Genomic DNA, 3,655 nt, shown 5'->3' on the forward strand with positions numbered 1-3,655 from the left:
ATTCCACTGAGTTAACAACAAACGCTAAATGCCTTAAACCTTGAGATTCTGGATTACTTAATCTAGGCGGTGGCTCTGGAAAAGAAAACAGCTCAATTTGTCCACCATTTGGTAACGCTAAATCTAATTTATATGAATCTCGGCTTTCTCGATAATTTTCGGCAAGGATCTTAAGACCTAATATTTCCGTGTAAAATGACTTAGATCGTTGATAATCTGAGCAAATAATCGCTACATGATGGATACTTTCTAAATTCACAATATTCTCCGATTTGAACTTTAGCCGAGTAAACATAACGCCCGCTTAAGGGGCTGACAACGCTACTACCAAGTTTCCGCATAACACCGTAACCACAAAAACCAACGCATAATAAAAATGCCGCGCGTTGGAAGTCCCTCTTGAAGCGTTTGTTATGTTTAAGCTTCAATGACTTACGTTTTAACAAAACTGAGATTAACTCAGCATTGACTCACAAACAAAAGGCAAAACCTAAAAAACTGAATTGACTCATAACTTTTGAAAAGCAGACTTGGGCTTTTAACATTTCAAGCTTTGACAACTAGAAACTTAAAGCCGATTTCTGATTGAACCAACCGCCCTAACCTCACGCTTGCCCGAACATCAACCGAGGCAACTCTCTGAATTTCAGCGCCCAAGAATGGATGTCCGGAAAACAGCACCAAATAGATCCTCACCCTTTAGCAATGAGCTACCAACAGTAGTGTTATTAAAATATCTGTCCCGATTAATTTGTGATTCTGATTCTGTTGAAAATCAAGCATCTTCAATGATCACGGGTATATGTTACCTAAACAAGGATCCGAAAAAACCTAGCACGAAAAATCCTATGCGTGTGGAAAAACATATAGCTGTAAAAAGAAAACTCAAAGACAACGCTGTACTACGTCTCGCATTTTTTTCAACGGGTTCGAAGTAGGTTTCACCTTGCTTAAACCCTTGACTTTTCATACAGATAAGATAAATGAAGCAAGCAGATAGCAACCAACTAACTGTGTAGGGAAGCACAAAGCCTTGCTCGGTAACCATTCCCACACTTAAGCATATCAACATATAAATGCCATGAATGAAAATACCAATCAATGAAGAGGTCAGTATAAACGGCCAAATAACCCCATCTTTTTTGTTACCACCATAGTTATAATTGTGCACATGCTGACACCAAAAGAACACACGTACAATATCCCTCATGCCTGTAACTAGCTTACTTCTCATTGTCTAGCAACCTCCTCATACCTTCTTGAACCTTATAAACTCCACCTGAAATATTAAATGCTGTCCAACCTACATTTACAGCTACACCTGCGTATGGAACAGACTTACCTCTGCAAACCAAAACCATAGGTTAACAAACTGAATTAACGAATAAATTTGATCGAACTTGCATTGAGTCTTAACGTGAGAAACGAAAGCTGAAGCTCTAACTTTAAAATTGAGCAAGCTGCACTCGCCTCACCCAAACACTGCATTTCAATGGGGTATCTCTCTGAATTTTGGCGCTCACGAATTAGAGTCCAGCAAACAACGATCACTGAAGTTAACTTGCCGATAAGAGAAAAGCTGGAAGGCTTCGTGAACAAAAAAATGATGCAACCAACTGATTTTACGTAATTAAACATAACGCCGCATTAAGGGGCAGCCAACGCTACTACCAACTCACCGCATAATACCGTAATCACAAAAACCAACGCATAATAAAAATGCCACGCGTTGGCTGTCCCTCTTAAATGCTTTGTTAGGTTTACACTCAACCATTACGTTCTTCTATGAAATATAGAAAATCTGTCCCTAACTTATTTAATTTAGAAGCATATCGATACTTTTTGTCAGGGGTTTCTTCGATAGGTATTTCCAAATCGATAGTTCCAGCGTCAGTATTAGTGATGACGCCGTATCTTATTACTTTAGTCTCTGGCTTGAAAAGTAACTGATACACAAACCAAAAGTTGTGATTCTCTAAGTCATTAATTACCTTATGTACAAGTTGCATTTCTTTCACAAGTTCTGGGTCAGACTTAATGATTTCACGAACAAGATAGTGTGAGAACCTACCTTCGGTAACCTCATTGTCTGAACCCCATATGACAAAATCTTGTAAAAGCCTAAGAACCTTAATATGCAATAAAGTTAACCCGTCTAGTATGCTTAAGAACATAAATTTTTTGTCATAACTCAGCGATTCAGCTGTGATAGAATTTGTCACGGCATTGGCAAAGTGTTTGATTTTATCTTTTTGATGATGTTTTATTACGAGTTGATTGGCTGTTATTAACAAACTTTGAAACTCTTCAGATGCGAGCGAGTGCTCCAAGTTTTCAACCTTATCTGAGAGTGTTGTCAGTTGGAAGATTACATCGTTAACCCACTTTTCAGCTCTAGCTTCAGCTGGGGGCTTCCATAGCAAATTAAAGTTTTCAAGTACACCTGCACTAACCTCGGCAGGAATACCAGCCAATGTTGACATAGAAACAACGGTTCTGATTACTCGGTGGAGTTTATCTTCTACCCCCTCCACTGGAGGAATATAATCATCTTTATTCAATTTTTTCACCGTAAACCTAACGCCCGCTTAAGGGGCTGACAACGCTACTACCAAATTTCCGCATAACACCGTAACCACAAAAATCAACGCACAATAAAAATGCCACGCGTTGGAAGTCCCTCTTGAAGCGTTTGTTAAATTGCATTACACCGTAACTTAGCTTGAGCGAGCACTGTGATTAAATTTTCTGACATTCGCTCAACTTCAAAATAACCACCTGAACTGGAAAGTTGATGAACATTCAATGAATCCAAACCAAGCTTACTGAACCAATATTGTGCAAGAGAACACTGAGCTGAACCTGTCGCTAAGTCTTCTGATATACCAATCTTGGGGGCGAAGTATCTTAAAACATAACCACTTTTACCATAAGATGCCGTTACGATTAAAGCATGATATTCATTTAACTGCTTAAGGCGCTCATAGTCTGGTTGGAAATTAATTACCGCTTCAATAGAAGGAAAAACAAGGACTAGGTCTCGTGTAGAATAAACATCTATAACATCAACAGCTAAATCAGATATCTCTGTTGGCACAGTACAAGTCTGACCAAGCCAACTCGGCAATACAAGTACATATTGGTCATTTCTTTTCGAAATGACCACTTCACCATGTTTACTATGAAAAACAACTTTATCAAATGGGTATTTAGAAAGAAGGGCTGCACCTGCTCCCAAACTTCCGTGTCCACAAAGATTAATTTCGCCATCAAGTGAAAACCAACGAATATGAAATTGTCCGTCGATTTTTGTAATAAAGGAAGTAACTGGTTGTCCAATTTCACGAGTGATTTGATGCAACTCGGAATCAGGAAGCCAACTAGTTAACTCTACAACGCCACAAGGATTGCCGGATGCTGATTCACCGATAAACACATCATAAATATCTACTTTGATAATCTAATACCTCGATTGCAATTTAACGCCCGCTTAAGGGGCTGACAACGCTACTACCAAATTTCCGCATAACACCGTAATCACTTAAGCCAACGCATAATGAAAATGCCACGCGTTGAAAGTCCCTCTTGAAGCGTTTGTTATGTTTTATTACTTATTGATTATATTGAATTTTTTAAAAATTCATTTGTTCTAAGC

Annotated in this window: 3 protein-coding genes; all 3 read right to left on the reverse strand. The window is 38.7% G+C overall.

Annotation, left to right across the window (positions count from 1 at the left end):
* A partial coding sequence (locus tag CAG58_RS14270) for a VOC family protein (RefSeq protein ID WP_337247297.1) occupies window positions 1-259 on the reverse strand: 259 nt, incomplete at its 3' end.
* A 1,507-nt stretch (window positions 260-1,766) separates the two neighbouring features.
* Window positions 1,767-2,561, reverse strand: coding sequence for a hypothetical protein (locus CAG58_RS14285; protein WP_161429777.1), 795 nt, complete (start codon window positions 2,559-2,561; stop codon window positions 1,767-1,769).
* A gap of 134 nt (window positions 2,562-2,695) precedes the next feature.
* Complete coding sequence (locus tag CAG58_RS14295) at window positions 2,696-3,436, reverse strand: PhzF family phenazine biosynthesis protein (RefSeq protein WP_337247271.1); 741 nt, start codon at window positions 3,434-3,436, stop codon at window positions 2,696-2,698.
* Between the last annotated feature and the right edge of the window lie 219 nt (window positions 3,437-3,655).

The organism is Vibrio sp. V31_P5A7T61 (genome assembly GCF_009904895.1).
GTDB lineage: Bacteria > Pseudomonadota > Gammaproteobacteria > Enterobacterales > Vibrionaceae > Vibrio > Vibrio metschnikovii.